Below are 24,872 nucleotides of genomic sequence, written 5' to 3' on the forward strand. Positions count from 1 at the left end.
GACGCCGCGGTCAAGTCGGTGACGCCGGATCGGGTGGCGGTGGCCGTGGATCGTCGAAGACGAACTGCAGCGGCTGCCGCAGAATGACGCGCCGGAGACGATCACCGAGACGATCCGGTTCCTGGAGTCCGATGCCGTGGCCGATCAGTACCCGCTGGATCGCATCGGTGCCGGATTGTAGAGCCCGGACCGCCGTGCCGTACCGATCTCCAGGTCGGCGGGCGGTGCCGGGTCGATCTCGGTGAACCGTTGCAGCCCACCCCAATCCCGGCCCCAGTTGTTGCGCAGATAGGTCGGCAGCAGGGTCGGCGTGAGCATCGCCTCGGTGATGCCGAGTGGCCCGCCGGCGGTACCGGCCATCCAGGTCTGACTGTTCTTCCGGGTGGCCTCGGCGTCGGGCATGATGCGCCACTTCGGTACCTGCAGAACGCCGTTGACGACCTTCATGGGCTGCTGGCAGGGGAACACCATCCCGGGCAGCCAGTCGATGAACACCGGATCGGTGCGTCCGACAACATCGTTCAGCGTTCCGAGGGTGCTGATCCGCGGTGGGGTGATCGCCACCCATTCGGCCGGCGCACCGGCGGTGTCGACCACATCGATACGGACGACGGTGGCGCCGGCGGGTGACTCGCCAAGGGGGAAGCGGAGATTACGCCAGGCCGGCGCCTCCCCGATGTCGATCGGCGACATCGTGCCGAGTGGGGTGACGGTGCCGTCGGGCCGGATGCGTCCGAACTGTGCGATGACCGTCTGTCCCGGATGGACCACGCCGATTCCGTCGACGGCCTCGACGGACCCGGCGACCGCGACGGTCAGCAGCGGAGCGGTATCCGAACGTGCCGGTATGGTGTACCACGCGGTGGTCAGATGACCTGTGCCGGTGGGTGATCCGTAGCTGCCGAGCACCGGGGTGGCGGCCGGGTCCAGAGCGAACGGAAGCCGCACCGTCGATCCGTTGACTCCCCGCTGCCCCTGACCGCCCTCGGTGCCGCCCTGCGCCGACTCGTCGGAGGTTTGGGACTCATCCGAACCCGCCCCGGACGCGGCACTGTTGGTGCCCGACGACGTCGTGGTCGTATCGGAGTCCTCGGTGGCGTCCACGCTGAGCTGGTCGGGAACCCCGTTGGGGGAGAACCCGCTCGGGGGTTGCCCGGACGGTGTGCCGGCGAGTGCCGCCGAGACGTCCGGCGCGGGTGTGCCGTCGACGGCCGCGGGCCGCAGCAGACCCGCCGTCGGATCCGCCTCGACGAGAACGTCATTGGCCAGGCCGCAGGAGTTCCCGGTCAGTGCCCGCACATTGGAGTTGAGCCAGGAGAACGAGTCACGTTGCACGTAGGCGGCCTTCGCGAAGGTCACGACCATGAAGATGACCACGAACGCCGAGATGACGGGCAGGGGAGAGAACGTCAGCCTCGTATACCAATGGTCGGACCGGCCCGCACGGGTGTCCTCGTCGACGTAGTCGTCGCGGAAGTGGAACCACAGTCCGACCAGTGCGGTCGCCACCGCGAGGACGAGGAACACCGTGCCGAACTGGATTCCGGCCAGCGACGGCGGACGATCCCACCACGGGATACCGTAACTTCCGACGAACCACCATCCGTTGGTGCCGGTGAACGAGATCCCGGTGACCGCGAGGACGGCCGCGGCGAAGAAGGTCCGATTGCGCCGGGATCGCAGGATGGCCGGTGCCATCATCGCACCGGCCGCGGCGGCAAGGCCGCCCGCGATGCCGGCGTAGACCCCGAAATGGTGGGTCCACTTGGTCGGGGTGAACGCGATGAAGAACATCGTGCCCAGGGTGACCGCGATGAGTCGCCAGATCGGTGCCCGTGCAACCCCGTTGGGATGGACCCGACGCAGCAGGCGGAGCAGGACCACGATGAGGCACAGGATCATCACCAGAATGCCGAAGCGCCGGGACAGCGTGCCGTCGGCGGTCGGCAGGATCAGGTAGTAGTACCGCACCGGTTCCTCCCACCATTCCAGCGTCGGACCGACGGAGGTGGCCACCTGATTGCCCACGAGTAGCGGCATCAACGGCTGATCGGCGAAGATCTGGAACAGCACCGCGGTACCGGCGGCCAGGATGGGCGCCAACATCGGCAGCAGACCGTCGCGGCGGCGTCGGGTCACCAGGGTCTTGACGATGGGCCGCACACCCGCGAGAAGCGCTGCCACGGCCATCAATCCGCCCGGCGCCAACGCCAGGGTGAAGGCGGCGGTGACCACGGCGATCGCATAGGGCAGCAGGCGGCGGGTGGCGATGGCACGTTCGACGCAGCACCAGGTGAGCAGGGCGCCGACCGCCTCGGCCGGCTCCGGGCGCAATCCGTTGTTGTACGGCAACCAGATCGCCAGGAACACAAACGCCGCCGACCACACCGCGGGCGTGCTGTGGCGGACCGCGCGACCCAGGCGAGGGATCACCTCGCGCGAGATGAGCCACCACCCCAGGAGCCCGAGCAGCAAGGCGGGCAACCGCATCCACGGTGCGGCCAGGCTGACATGGGTCATCGCCGAGATGACCTGGAAGTGCCACCCGAAGGGATCCTGCGGCACACCGAAGTAGCGGAAGTAGTTGTCGGCGTATCCCGCGTCGCCGGCGATCCGGCCGACGATGAAGTTGTAGCCGTCGTCGGAGGTGTTGGCACCCATCAGCCACCAGAGGGCCAGGATGACGAACACCGCGACGTCGGGCGGCCGGATCGTCCACCAGCCCGACGGCAGGAACCGCTTGTGGCTGCGGCCATCCCGACGGTCCAGCAGACCGAGCATCACCAGCGACGCGAGGGTCATCAGGATGCCGAGGACGATCGCCGTCACCTTCAGCGGGGTCGGTGTGCTCACATAGCGGGTGTCGATGGTGGCGTGCACCGACAGCCCGTCACGCGGCGTCTCGGCAGGCAGGTCGGTGTAGATGCCGACGATCTGCGGGCGCATCTGCTGGTCGGGCACCGTGAAACTCGACTGGGCGTCGTCGCCGGTGAGGACGGGCGCGTCCGACGCGCTGCCCGGTCCGGCCGCGAAACGCGCCGACACTCCCGACCCGTCGGCGTGAAAGAGGATGCGGCAGTCGGGATTGTCCTGGGCCGTGTCCCGGGGAGCCGAAAGGATCACGACGTCACGGTCGGTCACCACCAGCGCGTCGGCGGTGGCGCGGATGAACAGGGCGCGTGCCGCGGCGTCCTGCCCGCCCTCGGGCAGTGTCGAGAGCAGCACCCCACCGCTCGCGGGTAATGCGCGTGCCAGTGCACACGGCGCGGCGACGTCCATGTCGATCGGCACGAACGACACCAGCGGTGCACTCACATTGCCCACCGCGTCGCCCTGCGGCCACCGCAGTTCGGCGGTCGTCTGATTCACCGGCAACAGCGGGGTTCCGACGGCCAGCAGCATCCCGAGCAGACCGAAGACGACGGCGCCGATCCTGATCAGACGAGCATTGCCGGGTGACGGGGTTGGCGGGGGTTCGGTGGTCTGGGACACGGTGGTCTGGGGCTCGGTCGGCTGGGGATCAGTTGTCATCGGAGGACTCCACCCGGATCGTCGTCGGCCCGGACACGCGCAGTCCGGACCATCCCCATTGCGAGCGGCCGGTGGTGTTCACCTGTGCCGGTACGGCTTCGGGTTCCAGTGGCGTCAGCTTCTCCAGTGCACCCCAGGATCGATGCCAGTCGTCTTTCAGGTAGGTGGGCACCGCCTGTGCGGAGGTGGTGCCCTCCGACACCGCGAGCAGCCCACCGTCGTCGGCGTCCTGCCACGTCTTGGACTGCGAGTTCGCCGCGACGTAGTCGGGCAGGATGCGCCACCGGGGAACCTGTGCCACACCGTTGGTCACCTGTAGCGGTTGCTGGCACGGGAAATGCGATGCGACGGTGAAGTCGATGAGTGCCGGCGCGGTGCCGACGACCCGCTGCAGGGTCTGCAGTCGGGGCGCCCGCGGTGGTGTGATGGCGAGGAACTGGTCGGCGCCGAGATTGTTGTCCGACAACGACAATCGCATGACCGTCGCGGCCGGCGGGACCGCCGACATCGGCACCCGCAGGTTGCGCCATGGGCGGTTGATGATGGTCGGACCCGCGTCGAGGGGTCCGACGTCGGGGCCGATCTGCTCGAAACCACCCTGCTCGTCGGTGCCCGCACCGGGGCGACCGAACTGGACCACCAGCTTCTGGCCGAATTGATACACCCCGAACATGTCGACACTGGCCACCGATCCGGCCGCCGAGAACACCAGCAGCGGTGCGGAAGTGCGGGCCGGGAGGTCATACCACCCGGTGGTGAGGGTGGCCTGCCCCACGTACCCATAACTGCCCAGGACGGGCGTGGTCGCCGGATCGAGGCCATAGGGCAGGGCGACCGTCGACCCGTTGACGGTTTCGGGCCCGCGCCCGCCGGTGGTGCCGGCCTCCAGTCCGCCGGAGATCACAAACGGTTGCGAAAACGGCGCCGCCACATTCATCTGGCCGGGTCGGGCACTGCCGGATTTCGGTGACAGGTCGTCGGGAACCCCGTCGGGGCTGAATCCCGTTGACGTCACGCCACTGCCGGCACCCGCCAGCGCCGCCGAGGCCGACTCGCCGCCCGCCGGGACGAGCATGCCCGCGTTCGGGTCCGGTTCGACGAGCACGTCGTCGGCCAGCCCACAACTGTTGCCGCGCACCGTGTTCAGGTTCTCCCCGAGCACGGTGAACGCCGGATACCGGACCGCCGCGGCCTTGGCGAACACCAGGACCTCCGAGATCACCATCAGCGCGGCGATCACCGCGATCGGCGACGACGCGAGGAACAGGCGACGTTGATCCGACCGGCTGTCACCGCCGCCGTGGGCGAGACCCTTGTTGGTCACGTAGTCGAGCCGAAGGTGTTGCCACACAGCGACAATCGCGGCGACGACGGCCAGGATCAGGAAGATCGTCGACACTCCGACGCCGGCGACCACCGGGGCCCGGTCGAACCAGGAGATGCCGAATTCGTAGGCGAACGGCCAGGCATTCTTGCCCGCCATCGCCGCGGCGAGCGCGAAGAACAATGCGGACACGAAGACGGTCAGGTTGCGGGTGGAGCGTGCCGCCGACTGCGCGACGGCCACCGTCGCGCACGCCGCGATCCCCGCGCCGACACCCGCGAACACCCCGAATTGGATGGTCCACTTGGTCGGGGTGAAGGCGAACAGCAGCATGGTCACGCCGATGGTGCCGATCAGGCGCCACACCGGTCCGGGTGCGATGCCGCGAATGTGCCCACGCCGCAACATGACCGCGACGCAGACGATGAGTCCGGCCAACAAGAGCAGCAGCGGTACCCGTCGGGTGAGGGCGCCGTCCTTGGTCTCCACCGCGATGAAGTAGTACCGCAGGTACTCCTGATTCCACGAGATCACCGGACCGGTGAGATAGCGGATGCGCACCGCGTCGACGACCGAGGCCAACGACTGATCGCGGAAGACGACGACGAGGATCAACAGACCGGCCGCGACGATCGGCGCGACGAGGGCGGCCACGGAAACTCCGGCGGCGCGACGGGCGAGCACCACCCGCAGCAACGGCCGTGCCGCGACGACGAGGACGGCGACGCCGATGATGCCGTGCGGTGCCAAGGCGAGGGTGAAACCGGCGGCGATGGCGGCGGCCGCGGCCGGCAACAGGCGCCGCGTCGCGATCGCCCGCTCCGCCGCCCACCATGTCAGGAGCGACCCCACCACGATGATCGGCTCACTGCGCAGTCCGCTGCAGAACGGCAGCCAGAACGCGGTGAACACCGTCGCCGCGGCCCAGCACGCCCAGCCCTCCCACCGGCGCACCCGCGACAGGTTTCCGGCCACGGCCGGGCCCAGGCGGGGCAGCAACACCCGCGACAGCACGAACCACGAGACCAGCCCGGCGATCAGCGGCGGGATGTGCATCCAGAGCAGCGACGGCGACACGCCCGCCCAGTGCGCGAGGAAGGAGTAATACCAGTCGAACGGCGCCTCGGGGATGCCGTAGAAGCGGTAATAGTTCGCCAGGTACCCGAACGAGTCCGCGGTCCGCCCCATCGTCAGGATGTAACCGTCGTCGGGTGAACCGGCACCGAGGAACAACCACACGATCAGCGTCGCGGTGACGACGACGTCGGTGGGTCGCGGACACAGCACCGTCCACCAGGACCGTCCGGCGGTGATCCGGCGTCGATACCCGTGCTCGCGATCGAGCAGGAACAGCGCGATCAGCGAGATGATCACGCAGATCACCGCGAGGATCATCACGACGAGTTTGATCGTCGACGGCGAACTCGTGAACCGGCTGTCGATCTCGACGTGGGCACGCAGACCCTGGTCGACGGCCGCACTGATCTGCTGGGTGGGCAGTGCGGTGAACATGCCGTCCACCTGCGGGCGGGCATCGGCACCGAGATCGCCCGCCGACCGCACACCCTCGGGCTCGGCGCCCGCCGCGTCGACGAACCGGGCGCCGGTGCCCGTCGCCGACGAGGTGATCCGGACGTGCGAGCACCGCCCCAGAGCCGACCGCGGGGCACTCGCCGCCTGGGTGTTGCGGAAGGTCACCGACACCGCGTCGCGGCTCGCCGTCACGTACAGGGCCTTGTTCTTGCTGTCCGGCGCGGCGGTCGGCATCGTCGACAGGACGACCGCGCCGTCGGCGGGTGTCGCGCTCAGCAAGGTGCACGGAATCGAGATGTCCAATGACTGCGGGGTCTGCGCGATCAGCGGGGCCACCACGTCGGGTGAGGTGTCACCGGCGAGTTGTGCCTGCGGCCAGTCGAACGACGACTGTTTCACCGTCACCGGCAGCAGCGGGGTCAGCAGACACAGCAGTGCCCCGAGCACACCGGAGACGACGGCGATCACGCCGACCGGAACGCCGCGCCGAGCGTCCGCCGCCGACGCCTGCTGAGGTGATCCCGACGCGGGAGGCGGGGCTGTCGCGGGCACGATGATTGATGCTATGTGACGGAACTGAGAGGAACCGAGCGGGCGCGTACTGCGGGCGGATGCGTGTCGGTCGGTGCCGCAGAGCCCGTCGGGCCACGATAATGGGCGGCATGCACTTCGACGGCGATATGTCGGGTCCCGAACTGTTCTCGCAGTTCTACGCGGTGGTCCTGCCGCATGCGCACAGCGCCACACGTCGCGTGTTGTGGTCGCCGCGCTATCAGGACTGGTTGCGGTCCCGGGACGGCCGCGTTCAGAGCCGCGACACCTTCCTCAAACGGCCCGGCACCACCGACGGGCATCCGGACGAGCCCGATCAGGAGAAACTGACCGCGGCCGAGGAGCTCGCCGCGCGGGTGTTCGACTCCGACGACCCGTGGGTCTGTGAGCGCTGCGGGCAGCGCGCGCCACGACTGCACTTCATCGCGCCCGACGTCCACGGGGTGCCGGCGGTGTACTGCGTGGAGGTCCCGGCACTCGACGTCGTCGAATCCAAGGGTGTCGTCGGCCTCGTCAAACACTGGGGGAGTCCCTTCGCCTGTCAGTCGGTGAACCCGGCGATCGAGACCGGTCCCGCCGACGTCGAGATCGGCCCGCGGGTGCTCTATCCGTTCGGCAAACCCCTGCCCGCCGGCGACGTGATCGCCCGCGACTGGTGTTCACGATGCGTCCAGTCGGCTGCCGCCGCCGTCGAGGTGGCCGCGCGCAACGGTGAACCCGTCGAGGCGAGGATGCGGGTGCAGGCCGAGATCATGATCAAGAACACGGCCCTGGAACTGCTCAGGTATTCGTCTGCACAGCGCTGACGCGGAGTCCGGCCTGTCGGATTCCCCGGCATGATCCGATGCCGCAATCCGATGCACCGAGACGACCACCCAGGATCGTCCACTACTGTGTCCGACTGAGATGAGTGAGCCCCAGACGCCGACGTCCGTCACGCCCGATCGGCGTGGCGATACTCGTGCACTCCACATCGGCGGCCGCCGGATCCACTCCGATCCGAGGTTCTGGGCCCTGCTCAGCGCCGTCGCCGGGTGCGTCGCCGTCATCGCGGCCATCCTGACCCCGTTCCTGCCGGTCACCGCCCACACGGCCACCATCACGTGGCCGCAGGGTCAGTCGCAGCAGGCGACACCCGGGGTCACCGCGCCGCTGGCCGCGCAGACCGCCGCCAGGCTCGACGTCAGCGCCGACTGCGGACTCCTCTCCGACGCCGTGCGCGCAGCGGACACGAGTGGCCGCACCGTCCTGACGACCATGCCCGCCGACGCCCAGCGCGCCCGCGACAGCGCCCTGGTCATCACCGCCACCCGCACCGGGGTCACCGTGGTGACCCGCGGCACGGAGATCGCCGCGGCCACCGCCGACCAACTGACCACCTGCCGCCGGCTGCACGTGTGGTCGGCACGTGACGGGGTCGGCGCCCGATTCCTCGGCGTGGGCGGTCCGGACGCGGCGGGCACCGCCGAACCCGCCGACCAGCCACAAATCGCCGGGCTGTTCACCGATCTCGACTCGACCACCGGTCTGGCCGTGCGCGTCGACATCGACAACCGCTTCGACACCAGTCCGTCGGCGCTGAAACTCGTGGTGATGATCCTCGGGGTTCTCGCGGCGTTGCTGTCCTTCGTCGCGATCGCGGCCCTCGACGTCATCGGCGGATATCACCGGCGGATCGGCCGGATCGACGTCCGTCGACTGCTGATGCCGCGGGCCGTCGACATCGTCGTGACGGCGGTGCTGGTGATCTGGCATTTCCTGGGCGCCGGATCGTCGGATGACGGCTACATCCTCGGGATGGCGCGCAACAGCGTCGACGCCGGATACCTGGCCGATTATTACCGATTCTTCGGCATCCCCGAGGCGCCGTTCGACTGGTACTACTCCTTCCTCGCGCTCTGGTCGCAGGTGTCGACCGCCGGCGTGTGGATGCGGTTACCGGCCCTGCTGGCCGGGCTGGCGAGCTGGTTCATCCTCAGCCGCATCCTGCTGCCGCGACTCGGTGGCGCGATCCGCCGGTCGCAGTGGGCGATGTTCACCGCCGCGGCGGTCTTCGTGGCCTTCTGGATGCCGCTGTGCAGCGGGCTGCGCGCCGAACCGATCATCGTGCTGGGTTCGCTGCTCACCTGGTGGGGTGTCGAGCAGACAGTCGCCACCCGGCGACTGCTACCGGCCGCCGGTGCGACCCTCGCCGCCGGGATGACGTTGGCCCTGGCGCCGCACGGAGTGATTGCGGTCGCGCTGCTGCTGGCCGGTTCCCGGCCGATGCTGCGCACCCTGCGCCTGCGTTCGGCCGACCTGCACCTACGGTGGCGTGGCCGCACGCTGTGGGGATCGGGACTGGTGCCGCTGCTCGCGCCGCTCGCCGCGGCGGCCGGGCTCGTGGTGATGGTGGTCTTCCGCGACCAGAGCCTGGCCACCGTCGCCGAGGCGCTGCGCGTGCGGGAGACCGTCGGCCCGACACTGTCCTGGTACCAGGAGTTCCTCCGGTACTACTACCTCACCCTGACCACCACCGACGGCACCATGGTGCGTCGCGTTCCGGTGCTGCTGTTCTTCGCGGCGATCTTCGTGACCGTGGCGATCATGCTGCGCCGCAAACACATCCGCGGTGTCGACTCGGCACCGGTGTGGCGTCTCATCGGTGCCGTCGGACTGACCGTGCTGCTGCTGTCGTTCACCCCGACCAAGTGGACCGTGCAGTTCGGGATCTACACCGGACTCGCGGCGGCGATGGCCGCGGTGACCACGGTGGCGGTGGCGCAGATCGCCCGACGCTCACCACGCAATCTGTGGATCTACATCGCCGGCCTGATGTTCGTGTGCGCGGTGTCGGTGGCCGGCCAGAACGCCTGGGGCTGGGCCTACGACTTCGGTATCGCCTGGTTCGACAAGGCGCCCGTCCTCGCCGGCCGGCCGCTGTCGTCGGTGTTCCTGGTGCTCACGGTCCTGTCCCTGGCGGTCGCGGTGTGGTTCCACCTGCGCATCGACATCGACGCCGAAAAGGGTCGGGTGCGAACAGATTCCGCGTCGGCGGGTGGTTGGCGGACCGGTCTCGCCTCGGCGCCGATGGTGGTGATCGTCTCGGTGGTGGTGCTGGCCGAGTTGGTGCTGTTCGCCAAGGCCGCCGCCGACCGTAGTGACACCTACACCACCTTCGGGGCCAACGTCGCGGCCGTCACCGGCAACCCGTGTGGCATGGCCGACAAGGTGCTCGTCGAGCCGGACGCGAATGCCGGTGCGCTGCAACCGATCGGCACCACCGACATCTCCGCGGCGCTGGCCGGGGAACAGAGTGGCTTCACCCCCGACGGAGTCGCCGGCGACCTCACCCCGGAGTCGACGACGCTGGGCGCCGGAACCATCAACACCGCAGGCAATCTCGCGCGACCCTACGTGGTGACCGGGGGAATGCCCGGCACGATCGGCGGCGTCGGCCCGGCCGGGGTCAACGGCTCCACGGCGGCGCTGCCCTTCGGTCTGGACCCGGCCACCACACCGGTGCTCGGCAGTTACGGCCACGACAACGGCACCGCCGAATTGACCTCGCTGCCCTACCGTCTGCCGGCCCGCGATTCCTCACCGCTGATCGTCATCACCGCCGCCGGACCGGTGTTCTCGGTCGACCAGGACGGCGTGATCACCCCTGGCCGGTCATTGACCGTCGAGTTCGGCACGGTGTCGGGCAACGACTTCCGGCGCATCGGCGCGTCGTACGTGCCGATCGATCCCGGGCCCGACCGCCCGAATCGGCCGTGGCGGAATCTGCGCATCCCGATGTCCGCGGTGCCCGCGCAGGCCACCGCGATGCGGATCGTCGCCGTCGACGACAACCTGGCGAACGATCAGTGGCTGGCGTTCACCCCGCCGCGAGCTCCACAGCTGACGACCCTGCAGGACCTCGTCGGCTCCGACGCCCCGGTGCTGCTGGATCTGTCGGTGGGCAGCCAGTTCCCGTGCCAGCAGCCGGCCACCGTCAGCAACGGCGTCAGCCAGATCCCGCAGTGGCGGATCACCCCGGATCGCACGACGACCTTCTCCAAATCCAAGTCGTGGCAATCGGCGATCGGTGGTGGTGCCCTCACCACGGCCGATGCGTTGACGAAGCCGGACACGTTGGCGACGTATCTGGAGGGTGACTGGTACCGCGATTGGGGCAGCCTGCAACGGCTCACGCCGCTCGTGCCCGACGCCCCGGCGGCCCGGATCGGAACCGGCGAGGCGACACAATGGGGATGGACCCGCGACGGTGCGATCAGAGTGGTGGCAGAGAATGACTGACCGCGAGGTGACCGAGACCGGGGCATCCGAGACCAGGGCATCCGGGACCGGGGTGTCCGGGGCGGGGGTGTCCGACCGCAGAATCCGGATCGCTCGGATCGTTGCCGTCGTCGCCGGCGCCATCGGCATTCTGCTGGCCGTCGCGATGCCGCTGCTACCGGTGAGCTTCACCAAGGTGGTGCTCAACTGGCCGCAGCAGGGTGTCGAGAATGTGGTGGCGCCCAACGTGTCCTACACGCCGACGAACATGGACATCACGGTGCCGTGCCGGCTGGCCGCCGACCTGCCCGCAGAGGGTGGGGTCCTGGTGTCGACGGTCCCGCAGAGTGGGGTCGAGGCCGGCAAGGTGGGCCTGTTCGTCCGGGCCACCTCGGATCGTCTGCTGGTGACGCAGCGAAATGCGGTGCTGCTCAACGCACCGCGAGAGCAGGCACAGAGCACCCCCGACTGCACGGTGGTCATTCATGCCGACACCGATGGCACCCGCGGCGAGATCCGGGGCCTGTCCACCGACGGTGGGGCACCGCCGAGTTTCGATCTGCGCGACCCCAATGCGCGTCCGCAGATCATCGGCGTCTTCACCGACCTGCCCAAGGATGTTGACGCCCAAGGCCTCTCGTACAGCTCCACGGTGGACACCCGCTTCGTGTCGAGCCCGACGGCGCTGAAACTGATCGCCGCGATCGTCGGCGTGATCATGACGATCGCCTCGCTGGTCGCGTTGGCGATCCTCGACTCGCAGGATGGCCGCAAGGTGCGTCGCTGGCTGCCTCGACGGTGGTGGCGGATCACCCTCGCCGACGTGGTGGTCGTTGCCACCCTGGTGATCTGGCTGTTCATCGGTGGCAACACCGCCGACGACGGATATCAGCTGACCGTCGGACGCATCGCGCCCGGCGCCGGATACCTCGACAACTACTACCGGTATTTCGGTGTGCCGCAGGACCCCTTCGGATGGCACTACCAGTACCTCGCGCTGTGGATGCAGGTCAGTACGGCCACGCCGTGGTTGCGACTGCTGCCGTTACTGTTCGCCCTTGCCGGGTGGTTCCTGTTGTCGCGGGCCGCGTTCGGACGGATCGGTGCGGCCGTGCGAACCTCGACCGCCGCACGGTGGGCGGGTGCGTTCGGGTTCCTGGCGGTGTGGCTGGCGTTCAACAACGGATTGCGCGTCGAGCCGATCCTGGCGGTCGGCATCCTCGCGACCTGGCTGCTCGTCGAACGCACGGTGGCCACCGGACGGCTGTTCCCGCTGACGCTGGCGATCATCGTCGCCGCGTTCACGCTCACCGTGCACCCGGCCGGCGCGATCGCCGCACTCGCACTCGTTGCGGCGTTGCGGCCCATCGTCACACGCCTGCGCTACCGCATCCGGCGCGACGGCTGGCTACCGGTGCTGGTGCCGATTCTCGCGTCGGGTCTGCTGGTGCTGTACGAGATCTTCGCCGATCAGCCCCTCGCATCGATCCTCGAGGGCGTCAAGGTGCAGGGCATCGTCGGACCCACCAACAAGTGGTGGACCGAGGCGATGCGGTACTACATCCTGCAGAATCCGACCACCGACGGCTCCATCGCCCGACGCATCGGTATCTTCGTGACCTTCCTCGCGGTCATCATCATCGTGCTCACCCTGCTGAGCAAACGCCGGGTGCCGCGCATCGCGACGGCGCCGCTGTGGCGAGTGGTCGCGATCCTGGCCGGAGCCGTTCTGGTGCTGGCATTTTCGCCCACCAAGGCCACCCACCAGATGGGCGCGTTCGCCTGCATGACCGGCGTGCTGGTGGCGTCGGCGACGGCGATGATCTCGCCGCAGGTGATCCGACGCCGATGCAATCGCACGTTCATCGCGGCCGCCGCGACCTACGTGCTCGCCGTCACCTTCGCCGGCCGCAATCAGTGGTGGTACGTCGGCAGTTACGGAATCCCCTGGGGCGACGACACCCCCAACGTCGCGGGTATCGAACTGTACATTCCGATCCTGCTCGTCGCGGTGGCGTTGACGATTCTCGGTGCGTGGCAGTACTACCGGGACGACCGTCGCGCCCAGGCCGGCGAGCCGGTCGAGGAGTCGAGCAAGGGTGTGCGCGGGTGGCTCGGGCGGATGCCGACGTACTCGCTGGCCATCGTGTTGGCGATCGTGCTCGTGTTCAACATGATCTCGTTCGCGAAAGCGATTCAGACACAGCGAGGTTCGTGGTCATGGGCGAGTTCCAACGTCAACGCGCTGCGGGGTGATCCGTGCGCATTGGCCGACGCGGTACTCGTCGAGGCCGACCCGAACAAGGGGATTCTCGCACCGGCACAGGTTGCCGGACAGAACAATCCGTCGCCCGGGGCGGCGTTGGCCGGCGCCGGGATGACCGGCTTCACACCCAATGGTGTGGCCACGAATCTCGAGGACACCTACGACGATTCCGACGGCTCGGATGCGACCACACAGGACCCGGCGCAGACCGAACCGACCACGTCGCAGGATCTGTCGTCGGGCACCGCGGGATCGTCGGACACCGGTGGCGGCACCACCGCCAACCAGGGCGTGAACGGTTCGTCGGTGAAGCTGCCGTTCGGCCTGGACCAGTCCCAGGTGCCCGTCCTTGGAAGCTTCGGGGCGCCGAATGGCCGGGCGCAGTTGACCTCCGACTGGTATCAGTTGCCCGCACGCGGCGAGGACAAGCCCCTCGTCACGATGTCGGTGGCCGGGCAGGTGCAGTACGTGGACGAGCTCGCGGTGACGCATCCGGGGCAGAAGCTCACGATGGAGTTCGGGCGGGTGGAGCCCGACGGCCGGGTGACGACCGTCGCCTCGATGGTGCCGCTGGGTATCGACACCGCCCCCGAGTGGCGAAACCTGCGATTCCCGTTGGCATCCGCACCGCCACGCGCGTCCGTCGTTCGCGTCGTCGCCGCCGACACGAGCTCGGACCCGGCGCAGTGGCTGGCGCTCACCCCGCCGCGCGTCACGCCGATGACGACACTGAATGATCTTGTCGGCAGCGAGGATCCGGTGCTGCTGGACTGGGAGGTGGCCTTCGCCTTCCCATGTCAGCGGCCGGCCGGTGTGCACAACGGCATCCTGGAGGTTCCGCAATGGCGGATCACCCCGGACGCCGAGGGTGAGCGGGTGAATTCGCGGCGCTGGATGGCCGGTGACTATGGCGGCCCGCTCGGCATCGTCGAGAACGATCTGCGGCCGACGGTGTTGCCGTCCTATCTACGCAACGCTTGGGCCAAGGACTGGGGCAGTCTGCAGAAGCTGACCCCGCTTGTCGATCAGGTTCCGGTGGCGAATCTCGAAGTGACGCAGGACGTCCACACCGGACTCTGGACCCCCGGACCGATGCGGGCGATCACCAACTGACCGACAGCGCTCTCCCCGACGTTGACAGCGCTTTCTCCCACACTGACAGCGCTTTCCCCGGCAATGACAGCGCTCTCTCTCACACTGACAGCGCTTTCCCAGGCAATGACAGCGCTTTCCTGGCGCCGGCAGCGGAACTCCAAGCGCTGTCAGCGGAGAGCCGGGCGCTGTCAACGTACTTCAGAGCGCTGTCAGCGGAGAGCCGGGCGCTGTCAACGACGGTCAGGGCGCTGTCAGCGGAACTGAGAGCGCTGTCAGTACCGAATCGGCGCCGGACTCCACAACCCGCTGCGGGTCTGTGTTCCGGTGGTGATGTCCGCGTTGGTGGTCACATCGTCGTACGGGACAAGACGTTCCAGCGACCCCCAGTCCCGTCCGACGTCGCCCTGCAGGTAGGTGCCGACGGCGGTCGGGTCGAGGAGGACCTGCTCCCACCCCAGGGGTCCGCCACCGAAGCTGTCCTGCCAGGCCGACACCGCGGCCGACAGGTCGGCGCCGGGTTCGATGCGCCACCGGGGGATTTCGGCGACGCCGTCGTGATGGGTGAAGGGACGCTGGCAGGGGAAGACCAGGCCGGAGGTCCAGTCGACGTGCACCGGATCGCTGCTTCCGACAACCTCTTGCAGGGTCTGCATCTTCGGTAGCCGCGGCGGGGTGACCATGATGTAGCGGTCCTGGGACAGGTTGTCGTCGGTGGCGACGATGCGCACCGCGGTTACCCCGTCGGGCAGGTCGCTGGTGGGTAGTCGCACGTTGCGCCACGACGGACGCGGCCCCGGGTCGATCATGTCCTTCGCGCCCGCGGCAGTGAGGTCTGCGTCCCGGGTGTCGTTGCCGATCGGATCGGTGGTGTACTCGAGCTGCAGATTCTGCGGATAGTCGAACATCCCGGCCACCGAGAACGTCACCAGGGGCAACGACTTGTAGTCGGTCGGCATCCGATACCAGCCGGAGGTGAGTCGCGCCGTGGTCTGGTCGGTATCCGAATAGCTGCCGAGCACAGGGGTTTTCGAACGGTCGAGCTCGAACGGCAACGACGCGTGGCTGCCGTTGACGCCGGGAGTGGCCTCCTCACCGCCGCCGGTGCCACCGGCGTTGGCGATCAACACATCCGGGTCTGCGGCCGCGTCGCCGGCGAGGACGCCGAGCGATCCGGCCGGGGCATTGGCGTTGAGGTCATCGTGCGTACCGTCGGGGGTGAATCCGGTGGTCGCCTGCCGGGTCGAATCCGCGGGTTGTGTCGTGGGTCCGGCGAGCGGATCGCGCAGCGTCGAATCAACCGGGGTGAGTTGGTAATCGCTCGGGTTCTGCTCGATCCAGATCTTGTCGGCCATGCCGCACTGTTTGCCGGTCAGGGCCTCGAGGTTGGAACGCGGCACCGAATACGACTCGGCCTGGTGGATACCGGCGAAGGCGGCGGTGATCAGTTCGAAGGCCACCACCACCGCGGCCACCCACGCCAGTGGAGCCCCGGCCAGCGAATGCCAGAGACGGCGATACCAGGGATGTGGTCGCTCGGTCCAGTGTGCTTCCTCGGCGGCCTCCGGGTCGGTGCCGGTGAACGGCTCCCGGAAGTGAAACCACAACGCCAGCAACAACAACACCAGTGAAACTGCCAGCATGGCGGTACCGATGCGCACCACGATGGTGACCTGGTCGACGCCCCACGGCATACCCCAGGCCGACGAGTAGTAGTAGGAGTTGGGGCCGGTGAACGCCAGACCGACGATGAAGAACACCAGCGCCGCGTACAGGGTGCGGTTGCGCCGCGAATGCATGGCGCTCTGGCTGGCGGCAATGGCGGCGATGGCCGCCAAAGCTGCTGCCAGACCGGCGAATACGCCGAAGTGGTGGGTCCACTTGGTCGGGGTGAACATCAGGAACACCAACGACGCGAACGTGATTCCGACGATGCGCCGTGACGGTCCGAGCGCGGTTCCGGGGATGCGGGACTTGCGGATCAGCACGGCGGCCGAGACCACCATTCCGAGGATCATCGCGAGCACCGCGAAGCGCCGGGCGATGGAGCCGTCGGCGGAGAACGCGAACAGTGACGAGTAGCGATCGATCTCGTTGTACCAGTGCAGCGAGGGACCGAGCGCCGATTTCATGCTCGAACCCTCGAGGAAGGAGCGCAGCGTCAGGTTGGAGAAGACGACGAAGACCACGAACGTTCCGGCCGCGCCGATCGGTGCGAGCAATGCCAGGTAGGCCCGCCAGCCGCCACCGATGGCCCGGGCGCGTCTGATCAACGCCAGGATCATGGGCCGCGCCCCGGCGATCAATGCGGCGACAGCAAGCAATCCGGTCGGCCCGGCCGCGAGGCTGAACGCGCCGAACAGACACGCGAGCGCGGCGGGGAGGAGCCGTCCGGTGGCGATGGAACGTTCCACCGAGCACCACGTCAGCAGCGCGCCGAGGCAGATGATCGGTTCGGGGCGCAGCCCGTTGTTGAACGGGAACCAGGAAGCCAGGAACACGAACGCGGCCGTCCACCCCACCCCGGGGCGGACGATCGCAGCGCGACCGAGGCGTGGCAGCACCTCATGGCTGATGATCAGCCACGAGCCGATGCCGCAGAGCAGAGCCGGAAGACGCATCCAGGGGCTCGCCACGGAGACGTGGCTGAGCAGACCGAAGACCTGGTAATACCACCCGAACGGCGCTTCCGGCGCGCCGAACCACCGGAAGTAGTTCGCGGTGTACTCGCTGTTCTGCGCGACCCGCGACATGGTGAGCAGATAGCCGTCGTCGGAGGTGTTGGGTCCGATGAAGTGCCACACGATCAGCGCGCCGATGACCACGTAGTCACGGGCATTCAGGCGCCACCAGTGGGCCGGGAAGATCCGTCGGTGCTTGCGGCCGTCGGTCGAATCGAGCACCGCCAGCGCCGACAGCGCCAGCAACGTGCAGATGATGCCGACGATGAGGACGAGCCACTTGAGGATCGTCGGCGTCGACGTGTACCGCGAGTCGATGGTGACGTGGGCCGTCAGCCCGGGAACGGCCGACGCCGCGCCGGACAGGTCGGTGAACAGGCCGGTGACCTGCGGTCGCTGGTCGGAGGTATAGAGCTCGCGGTCGGCGGTCGTGCCGGTGAGCGATTGGCCCTTGTCGTTGGTCATGCCGACGAATTCGGCGGTCACCTCGTCGTGATCGGCGTGTACGACGATCTCGCGACAGTCCTGTGCCCGGATCTGATCGAGCGTGGCCGAGACCAGCGGCACGTTGCGGTTGACCACCTCGACGGTCTGCCCGCCGCCGGCCGGGCCGGTCGTGCGGATGAAGAGGCCGCGTTCGGGTGCCTTCTCCGCGCCCTTGGGAGTGGTCGACAGGAGCACCGACTCGCCGGGCTTCAGGTCGTCGACCGCCGAGCACGGGACGCTCACATCCAGGTCGATGGGTACGTAGCTGACCAGCGGCGCGGTCACCGAGGTGATCTCGCCGTGCTGCGGCCACGAGATCTCCGCGGTGGTCTGCTTGACCGGCATCAGGGGAGTCGCCAGAGCGAGGAACACCCCGAGCAGTCCGGTGATGATGGCGAGGAGTCTGGCTCGCCTTACCGTCGACGCTGCTGGCACAAAGAGTGATCGTAGTTGCATCACGCGACGCATTTCGCCGCCGGTACGCTGACCGTCATGTCGACCGATGCCGCTCCCGACGCCACACGCTTGCCGATCCTGCTGCTCAACGGCCCGAACCTGAACACGCTCGGCTTGCGGCAGCCCGAGATCTACGGTGCCGACACGCTCGCCGACGTCGTCGACCTGGCCGAACGAACCGCCGCGGAACTCGGCTACGGACTGCGTGCCGCGCAGACCAATCACGAGGGCGAGATGATCGACTGGATTCACGAGGCGCGTGGGAACGTGTCCGGCATCGTGATCAACCCGGCCGGCTGGACGCACACCTCCGTCGCCCTGGCCGACGCACTCGTCATTCCCGAGGTTCCGGTGATGGAGGTGCACATCAGCAATGTGCACAAGCGTGAGGCGTTCCGGCATCACTCGTATGTGTCGCCGATCGCGGCCGGCATCGTCGTCGGCTACGGCATCCGGGGCTATGAGTTCGCCATTCGACGATTGGTCGAGTTGGTCGGTTGACGAGCTGACGCGGTTCTTCCCGTTCGCACTGGCGTCGGTATTCTGCTGCGAACCGTACTAGATCGAGGGAGACGGTCATGCAGCCCGACGAGGAATTCGCCGGTTACCGGGTGGTGCGCACGTTGGGGTCGGGCCGCACCGGGACGATGTATGAGGCCGAGTATCTGGAGGACGGATCTCGGGTCGCGCTGCATGTGATCGAGCCCGATCGTGGTGGGCCTGCGCCCGAGCAGTTCATCGCTTCGATGCGGACGGTGTCGGAGCTGTCGCATCCGAGCATTGCGACGATCTCCCGGTTCGGGGTGGAAGGTGATCTCGCGTCCGGTGGGGTGCCGTGGTGTGCGACGGAGTTCGTCGACGGGCCGGACCTGGCCCACGCCGGCGGACTGTCACCGGCCGAACTGTCGCGGGTTGTCGGCGATGTGGCCGCGGCGTTGGATGCTGCGCACGCCCAAGGTGTTCTGCATCGGGCGGTGACGCCGTCGAATGTGATCGTGACACGCGGCGAGGACGGTGCCATCGCTCGGGTGGTGGTGACCGACTTCGGTGTTGCCGGCGCTGATTCGGGTCCGGAGGCGTTGTCGTTCGCGGCGCCGGAACTGTTGCAGGGTGGGATGCCGTCGCCGGCGTCGGATCAGTATTCGTTGGCGGTGCTGGTGTTCGCTTGTCTTACTGGACGACTCCCGTTTGAGGCGCCGACTTCGGCGGGACTGATGATGGCGCAGTTGTCGGCGCCGGTGCCGTCGGTGGGTGATCCGGCGGTCGATGCGGTGCTGGCGCGTGCGTTGGCGAAGGATCCGCGGGCGCGGTTCGTGTCGTGTGGTGAGTTTGCCGGCGCGTTGAAAGGCGCACTGGCGGTGTCTGATCCGGCTGCGCAGCGCAGTGTGTCGTTGTCCAAAGCCGTCCCGGCGCCGCATGTACCGGTGTCACCCGTGGTCTCGCCGGTTCCGCCGGCTCGGTCCTCGTCGCGGCGGAAGTGGTTGTGGCCATCCCGGTTGGCGTGGTGGCACTGCTTGCGGTGATGGCGATCGTCGCCGTCGTGGTTGTGCGCGGCGGAACGAACCCGGATCCCCGTCAGATTGCCAACCCGTCGGCCGGATCGCGGTGGACGGCGGTGGACGGATTCATGGGAACCGCGTGTGGTGTGGACGGTGGCGAGCTCTTCTGCTGGTCGAACAAGGAGTGATCGGCCACCTACATCGACTTCTTCGCCGAGTCAGACCCTTCCCCGTTCGGCTCGTTGCACGACGTCACCGACGTCAGCTTCGACAGCCAGGCGGGGTGTGCGGTTGCCGGAGGCCAGGTGTATTGCTGGGGCGAGTACGGATCGGCCGACTACACGCCGCCGGTCGCCACACCCACCAGGCTGGCGGGCATCGACAATGTGACGAAGATTGTCGGAGCGTCGACCGGATGCGCCCTTCGTCAAGGGGATGTCTATTGCTGGGGCTACAACGAGGACGGTTCTTTGGGCGTGGGCGGTCACGCGGAGTACGTGTCCGTGCCGACGAAGGTCCCGGGACTCGGTCACGTCACCGATGTCGCGATCTCAGGCTCTGCATACTGCGCACTGAGTGACGGTATCCCCTACTGGGGCAACAATGCCGACGGTCGCCTCGGTAACGGCAGCGTGGAAGACTCGGTGGTGCCCACGCCCCGTCCCGTCGTCGATTCCAACGGAGGTGCGCCGATCACCAAGATCAGCGGCGGCGGTGGAGCGTTCTGCGTCCTGCAGAACGGCACTCCGGAGTGTTGGGGCAACCTCTTGGGCGATGACGGCCGGTATGCGGGCGTGCCGAAACCGACACCCGTTCCAGGGTTGCACGGATACGTGGACATCGCTGTCGGCGACCACAGTACCGGCCCTCTCATCTGCGGGATCTCCGCCGAGCACGAGGTGTCCTGCTGGGGGAGCAATTATGACTACGTGATCGACCCTGATGGTGCGTTGGACGGCGACAGCCCACGGCCGGTGAAGATCGACGGGTTCGACGGCGCCTCACAGGTGACGGTTCCGTTCCGCAGCATGTGTGCGATCCGCAGTGGCGACTTGTTCTGCATGGGCCTTCTCAAGCCTCCAGGGAAGTGACCGGCTCCCATCGACTCCTGATGTCTTCACCATTGTTTGCAACCCGACGGTTGCATTTGATGACGATCTAGTGCAACCTTGGGGTTGCATTAGAAACCCAACTCAGGAGCCACCATGGTCACCATCGATTTCGACCGCATCGAGCACCACGTCACCATCAGCGCCCCCATTGACCGCGTGTGGGCACTTGTCAGCGAACCAGGTTGGTACATCAACGATCGGGCGCTCACCGAGCACCGAATCGAGACGCGCGGCGACGTCACCATCGTCCACGATCCAACGCACGGATCGTTCGCGATGCGGATCGTCGAACTCGATGAGCCTCGGTACGCTGCCTTCCGCTGGCTGATCGACGCCGAGAATCCGGACAGTGCAGCGACTCTCGTGGAGTTCTGGCTGACCCAGGTCGACGACGGAGTGGAACTCAAGGTTGCCGAGAGTGGCTTCTCCTCTCTTGACGAACCCGAGACCGATCGCCGATCGCGCTTCGACGATCACAGCGAGGGTTGGCGCCTGGAGCTCGACCTAGCCAAAAACGCCCTCACCGAATCGAATTCGCATGCCTGAGGGGTCATCGCCGGTCGACGTCTTCGCGGCGCTGGCCGACGACAGTCGTTGGCAAGTGTTGGTGGAGCTCGGCCGGCAACCGGCATCGGCGTCGGCGCTGGCGGGTCGATTGCCCATCACTCGTCAGGCGATCGCGAAGCATCTACGGATACTCACCGATGTCGGACTGGTCGAATCGACGAAGGTGGGACGCGAGATCCGTTACGAGGCACTCGGTTCACGTCTATCAGACGTTGCCCGCCAGCTCGACCGAATCGCCGGCGGGTGGGAGCGACGACTCGCGCGTATCAAGGATCTCGCCGAAGGTGATGTCTGAACAGAGGTTCGCTCGGTCGGTGGTGTGCAATGCGAACTTCCGCCGATCGACCAGACGTTGGCCCAGTGTTTGAGCTCCGCCGAGGTCGAGTCGAGACGGGTTCGCAGTCAATGAAAGGCGAGCGCCGTCATCGAGGTGGTGAGCGCTGTCATTGGCGGGGCCGGCGCTGTCAACGGCGTGGTGAGCGCTGTCAGCGAGAGGGCGGGCGCTGTCAGTGGGATGTGGGCCTACCGAGACCAACTCATGGACGCGAGATCAATCGACCGAAAGCCAACTATCCGAACCGATCACCTGACCAGGGCCACCCGAACAGATCGCCTGAACAGGCCATCCGAACACACGGCTCAACGCTTACCCGTCCGGGACCGCATCAATCTTGTGAAGCTCCGCAGCCAGCACTCACCCATACGCGAGAGCCAGATGCTCCACGATCGATAGATTCACCGCGCCAACGCTTCTCGTGCCATTACTGCCACCGAACCGTCGACTCGTGGCCCGTGTCCGGGGAACAGTACCGAGGCGTCCAACGTCGTGAACGCCTCGACGCTGCGGCGGGCTGCTGCGACGTCATGCTGGAAGACATCCGGAATGCATTGGCAGCCATGAATTCCGGAGATCGGATGGTCGCTGACCAGCGCGTCGCCGGACACCAGCACGGCCCCGTCGGCGACGAGATAGGCGCTGTGGCCGTCGGTGTGGCCGTGTGAGGGTACAGGAACGGGCGATCCGGGCAGATCGATCGCCTCCGGGAAGGCTTGGACCGAGTCGATTCCCTTGCGGCTCAACACCCCCAGCGGCATGACTTCGGCCAGCCACCGCCATACCCGCGGCTGGTACGCCACCGATGCGATGTCGAGCGGCGATGCCTGCTGGAGGTAATCGCGATGTGCGTGGCCCACCTCGGCGGGATCGACGAACACCGGAAACCCATACCGTTGCACGATTTTCGCCATCCCGCCGATATGGTCGACGTGCGCATGGGTGAGCAACGCACCACGAATGTCCTCCGGGTGGGCACCGATCCGGGAAATCGACTCGACCACCAGGTCGGCCTGTCCGGGGTAGCCGGCGTCGATCAGGGTCAGTCCGGACTCATCCTGGATGACAACCCAATTGACGGCTTGGGTGCCGACGAACCAGGCTCGTGACGACGCGCCGTCGACATGACTGAGGGCGAACTTCTCGGCCGGCATGATCATCTCCTCGGTGTCACCTGCGAACCACCAGCACGAACGGCCCGATCTCGGTGACCTCGAAACGAGGATCATCGAAGGCCTTCGGATCGAAGGTGACGGTGTAGCGCTTCACATTCGGGTCGTTCGGATAGACATCCTGGGCCAACCGGAGCGCATATCCATCTGCGGAGTACCGGAACAGGAACACATTGGGCGCCGGCCACTCGGCATGGTCGAGTAGATCGATCATCTCGTCAGGCGTGGACGCCTGCGCCCACTTCGCGATGGTCGCGGCCCTCTTGTCGAACTGCGCCAACGGATTCGCGTAGTGCGACGTCAGTCCCTGAAAACCCCAGTACGGGTACACCGAGAGGAATCCGTAATCGGCCGTGAGAACCACATTGTCGGTGGCCGGACGGCCGGTCTGCGCGGTGATCTTCCGGTCGATCTCCGGGAAGAAGGACTCGGCACCGGCCGGGCGCTGGTCGGCGCGAACGCCGTAGCCGTCGGTGTCGGTGTAGGCGGTGGTGATCTCACCCGACAAGTACTCCGGAATACCTTGTGCCGCAGCGATCGCCGTGGCGGCGGCGACCACCCCGATCAACGTCCGGATGTCGCCGAACCTGCCGACAGCCCACCGCGACAACTCGGCGACACCGAGCACTCCGGCAGCCGCCAGCACGGCCACCAGAACCGGCTCGAGCCGGAAGGAGAGCAGCGTGGACCCGGTGGCGGTGCGGATCATCGACAACAGGCAGAACAGGTAGATCCCGACGACCGTCACACCCAGCGCGAGTGCGATGGTCCGCTCGCGGAACCGCAGCAGCACCCAGATGAGCCCGATCATGGTGATCACTCCGACGATGGTGAGATGGAACATCGGCAGCGGGAGAACCGCGCCACGTCCGGGCAGATAGTGTTCGGCGGTACCTCCGCTGGACGGCTCACTGCGCAGGCGCGCCATGAGATACGGGGTCCACACGAGCAAGGCGACAATCCCCGACACCACTCCCATCGCAATCAGGCGGCCGCCCACCGCGACGATCACCCGGCGTCGCAGCACCGACACGTCCGTCGACGGCACGGCCTTGTTGCCCGCCCGCACCCAGCCGATGCCGATCAGTACCAGCGCCATCAACACGGCGACGCCGGCAACCACCCCGGCATACAGCGTGTAGAACGTCGCGCACAGCCCGAGGAACAGCCCGCCCGCACCCACCGCAGGCCAGCTGGTACCTGTCCTCAGTGATCCGGTCGGTCCGTCCGCCATCCGACTGCGGCCCCGCAGTCCGTACATGATCGGGATCAGCATCGGCACACCGATGAGGATCAGCACCGCGGCGTAGGGCTCGGGGGAGGCCTCCATCAGCGTGACGACGGTGACGGCGAGCGCGATCGCCGCTCCGCGATCCGCGCCGACCATCCGGTTCCACAACACGACGCCGACGGATGCGGCCACCGCGATCGTCAGGATCGCCCACGGTTTGTACGCCTCCCAGCCGGGCATTCCCTGCGCTGCGGCAAACCGTCCACCCCACCAGAACCAGCCGGCCGGATAGTAGGGCGGCAGATCGACGTAGGTCATGTCGGCCAGGTGTGGACTCGACGTCATCCGAGTCAGGTACTCGGTGCGGAACTGCTGATCCGCCGACAACCCGAACAGATAGAGCCGGGTCGCACCCAGCGGCATGCCGAGCGTCACGGTGACCAGTCCGGCCACCCCTGCCGTCGATGCCACGGTGGTCAGCCATCGGGACCGGCCGTACCGATACAGCAGCGCGGCCCCGACCAGCACGATCACCGCGATCACCTGACCAACCGTGGTCAGGGCACGTGTCACGTTGGAGGAGTTGAACGCCGGCCATTGCACGGCGTCGATGACCTTGAGGCCGATGAATGCGACCACAGCGCCGATCACGACGGCGATGACGAGATCCGCGAGATCGGAGAGGTGTGGTCTGATCTGTCGCCGCTCTCGGGTCTGCGCAGTCACGCAGTCAGTTGTAGCAAGACGGGTCCGTCATTCGCGGAGGGGACGGCGGT

The 24,872-nt window shown here is 67.4% G+C and carries 14 protein-coding genes; 9 read left to right on the plus strand and 5 right to left on the minus strand.

Annotated features, from left to right (window positions below; genetic code table 11):
• Positions 1-144 precede the first annotated feature (144 nt).
• Both ACWDPV_RS08625 and ACWDPV_RS08630 read right to left on the minus strand, forming a co-directional pair.
• Entirely contained in the window at positions 145-3,402 is a 3,258-nt protein-coding gene (locus ACWDPV_RS08625; RefSeq protein WP_449742733.1) for an arabinosyltransferase domain-containing protein, read from the minus strand.
• Positions 3,403-3,520: 118 nt separating this feature from the next.
• On the minus strand, positions 3,521-6,940 hold the full coding sequence (locus ACWDPV_RS08630) for an arabinosyltransferase domain-containing protein (RefSeq protein WP_449742589.1): 3,420 nt from the start codon (positions 6,938-6,940) through the stop codon (positions 3,521-3,523).
• Between the two features lie 110 nt (positions 6,941-7,050).
• On the opposite strand from ACWDPV_RS08630, the gene ACWDPV_RS08635 reads away from it, so the two are divergent.
• From ACWDPV_RS08635 to ACWDPV_RS08645, 3 genes are all read left to right on the plus strand, one after another.
• Positions 7,051-7,746: a hypothetical protein gene (locus ACWDPV_RS08635; RefSeq protein WP_449742590.1), complete on the plus strand. Its 696-nt coding sequence runs from the start codon at positions 7,051-7,053 to the stop codon at positions 7,744-7,746.
• 100 nt (positions 7,747-7,846) lie between these two features.
• Positions 7,847-11,221, plus strand: coding sequence for an arabinosyltransferase domain-containing protein (locus tag ACWDPV_RS08640; RefSeq protein ID WP_348810243.1), 3,375 nt, complete (start codon positions 7,847-7,849; stop codon positions 11,219-11,221).
• On the plus strand, positions 11,214-14,579 hold the full coding sequence (locus ACWDPV_RS08645; RefSeq protein ID WP_449742591.1) for an arabinosyltransferase domain-containing protein: 3,366 nt from the start codon (positions 11,214-11,216) through the stop codon (positions 14,577-14,579). The genes ACWDPV_RS08640 and ACWDPV_RS08645 overlap by 8 nt, the downstream gene beginning before the upstream one ends.
• A 254-nt stretch (positions 14,580-14,833) precedes the next feature.
• Here the strand turns inward: ACWDPV_RS08645 and ACWDPV_RS08650 are convergent, their stop codons facing one another.
• Complete coding sequence (locus tag ACWDPV_RS08650; protein WP_449742592.1) at positions 14,834-18,160, minus strand: arabinosyltransferase domain-containing protein; 3,327 nt, start codon at positions 18,158-18,160, stop codon at positions 14,834-14,836.
• Between the two features lie 57 nt (positions 18,161-18,217).
• Here ACWDPV_RS08650 and aroQ point away from each other — a divergent pair, with 57 nt between their 5' ends.
• The 6 genes from aroQ to ACWDPV_RS08680 all read left to right on the plus strand — a co-directional run bounded on the left by aroQ (position 18,218) and on the right by ACWDPV_RS08680 (position 21,654).
• The gene (aroQ, locus tag ACWDPV_RS08655) at positions 18,218-18,682 is read left to right on the plus strand and encodes a type II 3-dehydroquinate dehydratase (protein WP_449742593.1); all 465 of its coding nucleotides are present in this window, start codon (positions 18,218-18,220) and stop codon (positions 18,680-18,682) included.
• Between the two features lie 77 nt (positions 18,683-18,759).
• Positions 18,760-19,704, plus strand: a complete 945-nt coding sequence (locus ACWDPV_RS08660; RefSeq protein ID WP_449742594.1) for a serine/threonine-protein kinase — start codon at positions 18,760-18,762, stop codon at positions 19,702-19,704.
• Positions 19,683-19,868 (plus strand): hypothetical protein, encoded by a 186-nt coding sequence (locus ACWDPV_RS08665; RefSeq protein ID WP_449742595.1) that lies wholly within the window; start codon positions 19,683-19,685, stop codon positions 19,866-19,868. The genes ACWDPV_RS08660 and ACWDPV_RS08665 overlap by 22 nt, the downstream gene beginning before the upstream one ends.
• A 54-nt stretch (positions 19,869-19,922) precedes the next feature.
• Entirely contained in the window at positions 19,923-20,771 is an 849-nt protein-coding gene (locus ACWDPV_RS08670; RefSeq protein ID WP_449742596.1) for an RCC1 domain-containing protein, read from the plus strand.
• A gap of 114 nt (positions 20,772-20,885) precedes the next feature.
• Entirely contained in the window at positions 20,886-21,338 is a 453-nt protein-coding gene (locus ACWDPV_RS08675; protein WP_449742597.1) for an SRPBCC domain-containing protein, read from the plus strand.
• Entirely contained in the window at positions 21,331-21,654 is a 324-nt protein-coding gene (locus ACWDPV_RS08680; protein ID WP_449742598.1) for an ArsR/SmtB family transcription factor, read from the plus strand. Before ACWDPV_RS08675 ends, ACWDPV_RS08680 begins: the two co-directional genes overlap by 8 nt.
• A 440-nt stretch (positions 21,655-22,094) precedes the next feature.
• Here ACWDPV_RS08680 and ACWDPV_RS08685 read toward each other — a convergent pair whose 3' ends face one another.
• A complete protein-coding gene (locus ACWDPV_RS08685) occupies positions 22,095-22,853 on the minus strand; it encodes an MBL fold metallo-hydrolase (protein WP_449742599.1) in 759 nt (252 codons plus the stop codon).
• 10 nt (positions 22,854-22,863) lie between these two features.
• On the minus strand, positions 22,864-24,822 hold the full coding sequence (locus ACWDPV_RS08690; RefSeq protein ID WP_449742600.1) for a galactan 5-O-arabinofuranosyltransferase: 1,959 nt from the start codon (positions 24,820-24,822) through the stop codon (positions 22,864-22,866).
• Between the last annotated feature and the right edge of the window lie 50 nt (positions 24,823-24,872).

The organism is Gordonia sp. NPDC003504 (assembly GCF_053587995.1).

What these genes read in the sequence shown, in the direction of transcription:
- ACWDPV_RS08625 (WP_449742733.1), bottom strand. Translation starts at nt 3,402, where the DNA reads ATGCTGCTGGCCGTCGGAACCCCGCTGTTGCCGGTGAATCAGACGACC.
- ACWDPV_RS08635 (WP_449742590.1), top strand. Translation starts at nt 7,051, where the DNA reads ATGCACTTCGACGGCGATATGTCGGGTCCCGAACTGTTCTCGCAGTTC.
- ACWDPV_RS08640 (WP_348810243.1), top strand. Translation starts at nt 7,847, where the DNA reads ATGAGTGAGCCCCAGACGCCGACGTCCGTCACGCCCGATCGGCGTGGC.
- ACWDPV_RS08645 (WP_449742591.1), top strand. Translation starts at nt 11,214, where the DNA reads ATGACTGACCGCGAGGTGACCGAGACCGGGGCATCCGAGACCAGGGCA.
- aroQ (WP_449742593.1), top strand. Translation starts at nt 18,218, where the DNA reads ATGTCGACCGATGCCGCTCCCGACGCCACACGCTTGCCGATCCTGCTG.
- ACWDPV_RS08660 (WP_449742594.1), top strand. Translation starts at nt 18,760, where the DNA reads ATGCAGCCCGACGAGGAATTCGCCGGTTACCGGGTGGTGCGCACGTTG.
- ACWDPV_RS08675 (WP_449742597.1), top strand. Translation starts at nt 20,886, where the DNA reads ATGGTCACCATCGATTTCGACCGCATCGAGCACCACGTCACCATCAGC.
- ACWDPV_RS08680 (WP_449742598.1), top strand. Translation starts at nt 21,331, where the DNA reads ATGCCTGAGGGGTCATCGCCGGTCGACGTCTTCGCGGCGCTGGCCGAC.
- ACWDPV_RS08685 (WP_449742599.1), bottom strand. Translation starts at nt 22,853, where the DNA reads ATGATCATGCCGGCCGAGAAGTTCGCCCTCAGTCATGTCGACGGCGCG.